Raw genomic sequence first — 5,520 nt, 5'->3', positions numbered from 1 at the left:
GCCCGGCGCAACCCCGCCGCGGTGGCGGGCGGCGGACCTCGCGACCCGGTTTTAACCCGCCCACCCCCCCGCCGCCCGCCGACTTGACCCCCTGGCCCGACGATGAAGATCTTGTCTCGTTCGATCACGGATCTCTCCTGATGCGAGAACTGCTGCAGGCGTCCCCCTCCCGCTGCGGTCGATCGTAAATACGAACTACGGTCGTTTATTACGTCCAGTGATGCTATGGCCGCAGTCGGGCGGGGTCAACGCCACGGCGGCCGGGAGGTGTTCCCTCTTGTCTTGCGCGGAGTGTTGACACGGCCAGAGGGTGAACTTACGTTGCCTGGGATCGCTATGACGATCTAGTAATCGTATATACGAACTAACGAACGCTCTCTCTCATTCGATCCACGTAACCCGCAAGCGCGACGAAGGAGTCTGAAATGCCCGCCAGACGTGCGCCGAGCGCAGTCGACGCCCGCTCGTCCCCCGGGGTGCCGCCCCGCAGGACGTCCCCTACCGCGCAACTTCTCGCCGTCTTCGCCGCATTGGCTGTGCTCCTCACTGGATGTGCCCAGGCGGAACGGACGGCGGCCCCGGCCGAGGTGGGCGAGGGCGGTGCGCTGAAGCTCCGCTTCATGACGACGTCCCCCAGCTTCACCGACTTGCCCACCGCCGTGATCCTGGCCCGAGGCTACTTCGACAAGGTCGGCCTGGATGTCTCCGTCCAGCACGGCGCCAGCAGCGCACCCCTCATCACCCAGTCCGTCATGTCCGGCGACGCGGACATCGGTTCCTCCGGCACCGGCGCCCTCTACAGCGCCTACGGCGAGGGCATGACCGAACTCGTCGGACTTGGCTCCACCAATCGCAGCGTCACCTTCGGCCTCGCACTCAATCAGGAGACCGCTGACAAGCTGGCTGAGCGCGGTGTCACCCCGGACTCTCCGGCCCGCGAACGCGTCCGGGCGCTGCGTGGCCTCAAGCTCACCACATCCCCGCAGGGCTCCACTGGCAACTCGTACCTGCGCGCCATGCTCACCGAGTATGGCGTCGACCCCGACGACGACGTGACGATCATGCCGAACAACGACCCTACGGCGCAGATTGCCAGCACCCGCCGCGGCCGCGCCGACGGCTTTGCCCAGTCCTTCCCCCGTCCCAACTTCCCCGAGGCCGAGGGCTGGGGCGTGGTCTGGCTCAACTGGGTCCGCGACCTTCCGCAGTTGCTTCCGCTTGCCTCGCACGACTACTACACGACCCGCGCCTGGCTCAAGACCAACCCGGAGGCGGCCAAGCGGTTCATGAAGGCCCTCTGGCTCGCCCACCGCGACCTGCAGAACCCCACCGCAGAGTTGCGCGACGCCGTCCGCGAACTGCCAGAGTTTGCCGATCTGAACAGGAAAGCCTTCGAATCCGGCTGGGACATGGCCGTCCAGGCATACAAGGGAGCCACTCCGCTCACCACCAAGGCGATGTTCGACAAGCAAGTGGAACTCGTCGACGCCGAGCGCCCCAGTCCGCTGCGCATCGCCTATGAGGACGTTTACGATCTGCGGCCCGCACAGGCCGCCCGACCCAAGCCGTGAAGTGGAGACAGTGATGCTGAGGGAAACCATGCCGGACCGGGCGGGCCCGGCAAGCACCGCCCAACCGTTCACCTCTGTCCCCGAGTTCTCCTTCCGTGGTGTCACCCGTACCTTCCCCTCCGGGGACACGGGTGAGTTCACCGCTCTGGAAGCTGTCGATCTGGACGTCGAGAGCGGCTCCTTGGTTTGCTTCATCGGGCCGAGCGGCTGCGGCAAGACCACACTGCTGAATATGTCTGCCGGGCTGCTGCCGCCGAGCGCCGGCACCGTCGACTTCCGCGGTACTCCGCTGTCCGGCGTCAACACAGGTGTCGGCTTCATGACTCAGCACGACAACCTGCTGCCCTGGCGCACGGTGGAGAAGAACGTCGGCATCGCCCTGGAGATCGAGAAGGTGCCGCGCGCGGAGCGCCGCCGCCGCGTCGCCGAGGTCCTCGACCTGGTGGGGCTCGCCGGATTCGCCGACCGCTACCCCTCCCAGCTGTCGGGCGGCATGCAGAAGCGTGCCTCGCTTGCCCGCGGCCTGGTGTACGACCCGTCCACGCTGCTGATGGACGAGCCATTCGGTGCCTTGGATGCCCAGCTCCGGCTGACCATGCAGAACGAACTCCTGCGGATCTGGGAGCGGGACCGTAAGACGATCATCTTCGTCACCCACGACCTGGACGAGGCCATCCTCCTCGCCGACAGGATCGTCGTTTTCGGTACCCGGCCCGGGCGTGTCATTCACGTGGAGGACGTGCCACTGGAACGCCCCCGCGACCTCACCGAACTCCGTCTGAGCAGGGAGTACGGCGAGATCTGGGAACGCCTCTGGCGATTGCTTGACGACTCTGAGCACGGGGAGGAGACGCAGTGAGCACAAAGAGCGTCACGACTGTCGAGGGCGGCAAGCCACAGGCGGGCGCGACGGCACCCACCGTCGAGGCCACCCGCCGCCGTAATGCCCTCAAGCGCAGGTTCGTGCAGGTCATGAGGGTCCTGCTGCCGATCGCACTGATCGCGGGCTGGGAGGCCACCACCGGCGACCCGGCCACCGAACCCGGTGTTTTGTTCGACAGCTTCTACATCAGCACCCCCTCCGAGATCTGGGCGGCGCTGGTCGAATGGGCCCGCGCAGGGGTGCTCCTGACCAGCATCCAGGCCACCGTCGAGGCAATGCTCTACGGCTTCGCCGTCGGGGCGGTCCTTGGCATTCTGGTTGGCATCGTGCTGGGCTCCAGCCCGGTGCTCGGCGACATCTTCCAACCGCTGATCGTCGCCCTCAACGCCATCCCGCGCCTTGCCCTGGTTCCCTTGTTCATCCTCTGGTTCGGCTTCGGGCTCGGATCCAAGGTCGCCCTCGTCAGTCTGATCGTCTTCTTCCTGGTCTTCTACTCCACATATGAAGGCGTCCGTGACGTCGAACAGCGCCTCGTCGACGTGCTGAAGGTGATGAACGCCTCCCGGCTCACCATCCAGCTCAAGGTCCGCATCCCGTCTGCCGCCAGCTGGATCATCCAGGGCCTGCGGGTCTCCGTTCCCTACGCCCTGGTTGCGGCCGTCACCGCCGAAATTGTCGGCGCCAATACGGGCATCGGCTATCTCATCCAGCGCTCCGCCGGGAACTTCTTCACCGCGGGCGTCTTTGCCGGAATCGCCGTACTCGTGGCGGTCTCCGTTGTCATCAACGGTCTGGTCACGCTCCTGGAGAGGCGCCTGCTGCGCTGGAAGCCGCGGAATCTGTCGGGGGCGGGGGTGCCATAGGAGTCAAACGGCGAGATCCCGGCCGCGATCGGCGAACACGCTCTGTCCTGAGGGAGTCATGCACTGCTCCCTTGCTAAGTCTGTACGCGGGGTTGTCCTTCTTTGAAGGGCGGACTAGTTGACTGGGGGACCGTTGTCCTGTCGGCTCAACGGGTCCCCAGAAACCGGCATTTCGGTGGCGCTCTCACTCCCCGGAACACCGTCGCCGGTAACGTCCGGTAGGCCACCCGTGTTTCCCATCCCGGAGGATGCGGCGCGAGTCGCGTGCGAAGCTCCGGCCGGCCACGCTATGCCGAAGACACGGACCCACAAGCCCATGGCTGAGACGTCATGCCGGGCACTCTTGGAGTGTTCGCCGCCGGAGCTGCGGGCCTCGGTCTCGCAAGCTGCTGCCTAGCCTCGATCTTGCATGACGGTAGGCCGACGGTGTCCATGGACCGTTTCGTTTTCTGCGGCTGATGGCGGGCATACAGGCGGCCCGCGTCTCGCGTCGGCTGGGCGTCTGCTCCGCTTCGCTCGGGGCTGCAAGCCAGCCGATCTGTCCCGCTTCGGCGGGCTCTCGCTACGAAGAGCCCGCCGAGGCCCTTCGCCGAGCGTCAGCGCTGTCACCGACCCGGACAACACCACCGCGGTGTACTCCGTGACCGGTGATCTGTTCCTCGCCTCCTCCAACGCCTTCGTCGGCCAGTTCCACTACAACGACGACCCCTACCGATCATCGTCGACCTCTCCGCCGCCACGTCTGGGACGCCTCTACCGTCGCCGTCCTCGACGCCATCGAGACCGCAAGCACCGCGACAAGACGGTGGAGATCATCGGCCGGAACGACCCGAGCGCCGACCTCCACGGCAAGCTCACTGGTCACTGACTCCCGCTTGGCAGCCTCCGGCTGTCCGCCGGGGGAATGCCGAAGTCCACCGGTTGCCCTCAGGGCTCCCGTACTCCGCTCCGGGCGACATGGAGAGGGTGCGGCAGTTCGGCGAGAAAAACGACTACCCCGTCCTTCCTTGGTCAGGCTTCAAGTGCGACCCCGAATTCGTCGCTGAGGCTCGGATGGTCGCGGCCTCCGTGCTCGACGCCGAGGGGCTGTGGGTGGAGTCGATGGACGACGTGCAACCTCACTTCACGATTCATGACCTGTCGCTCGCTACCGAGCGACAGTGACATCAAGCTGAGTGAGCGCCTCGACCTGGGCCGACCAGGAGTCGAGAAATTGAGGGTACTGGATGCCGGAAAATGGGGTACTCAGTACCCTGCGTAGCTCGCCGCCCGTACGGCCGTCGCGAAGAAGCGAGAACTCCGCCCTTCCGGTCAGAGTCCTTCCAGCCGCTGGATGATCTGCCACCGCGGGGTGTTGCTCTTGGTGACGAGCACGAGTGTCTCGCCGGTGTCGCTCCACGTGCGGTGGACGAGGTCGAGCGCTTGGTCCACAGCTGTGGCCGCATTACTGCGGGCTCCGGAACGCAGCCAGGCGCGCAGGCCGAAGTTGTGTGCGGCGACGACGCTCGCAGCGATTGTGTAAGCCCGCATGTCGCCGTCGGGCAGCAGGGCGAACTGTGGTTTGAGGTAGGCCGCGAGTGCCCGCTCGTAACGCTGAACCACGGAAGTCTCGTGCGTCTTGAGGGCTGCCACCTTTCGGGTCAGTGCATACCGCTTCACCGAGAACTCGCTGTTCTCTGCATACATCCGCATGACCAGCCGGGCGGCACCGCAAGCGCGACCGACAGGGTCGGGCTCCTGGTCGCCTTCCTCCAGGTAGCGAACCATGTCAGCAAGGGCGCGTTCGTGGTCCGGGAAGACGACCTCCTCCTTCGTGGGGAAGTACCTGAAGAAGGACCGCCTCCCCACGCCGGCGCGGCGCACGATGTCGTCGATGGTCGTGCGGTCGTAGCCATGTTCGGTGAAGAGTTCGAAAGCGGCTGACACGAGGAGCTCCCTGATGGGTGCTTTCTCTTGGTCATCCGCAGACCCAGGTGCACTCGCCCCGCCCTGCCCTGAACCGTCGCGCTGCTCGTTCATGGTCACGAAACTACAGTCTCCCGCTTTCTCGTGGCACTCGATATGCATAATGAGGGTACTTAGTGCCACGCATGGGAGATGTCATGTCAGATTTCGACCTGTACCGTCCGGCCGAGGAGCACGACATGCTCCGCGAGACGATCCGTTCGCTCGCCGAGGCGAAGATCGCCCCGCATGCCGCCGC

5 protein-coding genes and 1 pseudogene are annotated in these 5,520 nt (G+C 65.5%); 5 read left to right on the top strand and 1 reads right to left on the bottom strand.

The features are described from left to right. Nucleotides 1–425: 425 nt before the first annotated feature. From ACFWFI_RS40650 to ACFWFI_RS40630, 5 genes and pseudogenes are all read left to right on the top strand, one after another. A complete protein-coding gene (locus ACFWFI_RS40650; protein WP_387400664.1) occupies nt 426–1,571 on the top strand; it encodes an ABC transporter substrate-binding protein in 1,146 nt (381 codons plus the stop codon). 13 nt (nt 1,572–1,584) lie between these two features. Beyond that, nucleotides 1,585–2,430, top strand: coding sequence for an ABC transporter ATP-binding protein (locus tag ACFWFI_RS40645; protein WP_387400662.1), 846 nt, complete (start codon nt 1,585–1,587; stop codon nt 2,428–2,430). Further along, complete coding sequence (locus ACFWFI_RS40640; protein ID WP_387400661.1) at nt 2,427–3,317, top strand: ABC transporter permease; 891 nt, start codon at nt 2,427–2,429, stop codon at nt 3,315–3,317. Before ACFWFI_RS40645 ends, ACFWFI_RS40640 begins: the two co-directional genes overlap by 4 nt. A gap of 595 nt (nt 3,318–3,912) precedes the next feature. Next, nucleotides 3,913–4,185, top strand: a pseudogene (locus ACFWFI_RS40635) (sodium-independent anion transporter); the annotation flags it as partial. A gap of 98 nt (nt 4,186–4,283) precedes the next feature. Continuing rightward, nucleotides 4,284–4,481, top strand: a complete 198-nt coding sequence (locus ACFWFI_RS40630) for a hypothetical protein (protein WP_387400659.1) — start codon at nt 4,284–4,286, stop codon at nt 4,479–4,481. A gap of 147 nt (nt 4,482–4,628) precedes the next feature. On the opposite strand, the gene ACFWFI_RS40625 is transcribed toward ACFWFI_RS40630, so the two are convergent. Further along, nucleotides 4,629–5,336, bottom strand: a complete 708-nt coding sequence (locus tag ACFWFI_RS40625; RefSeq protein ID WP_387400657.1) for a TetR family transcriptional regulator — start codon at nt 5,334–5,336, stop codon at nt 4,629–4,631. Nucleotides 5,337–5,520: the final 184 nt, after the last annotated feature.

Source organism: Streptomyces sp. NPDC060209 (assembly GCF_042728155.1).
Taxonomy (GTDB): Bacteria; Actinomycetota; Actinomycetes; order Streptomycetales; family Streptomycetaceae; genus Streptomyces.
This window is presented reverse-complemented; position numbering and strand designations above follow the sequence as displayed.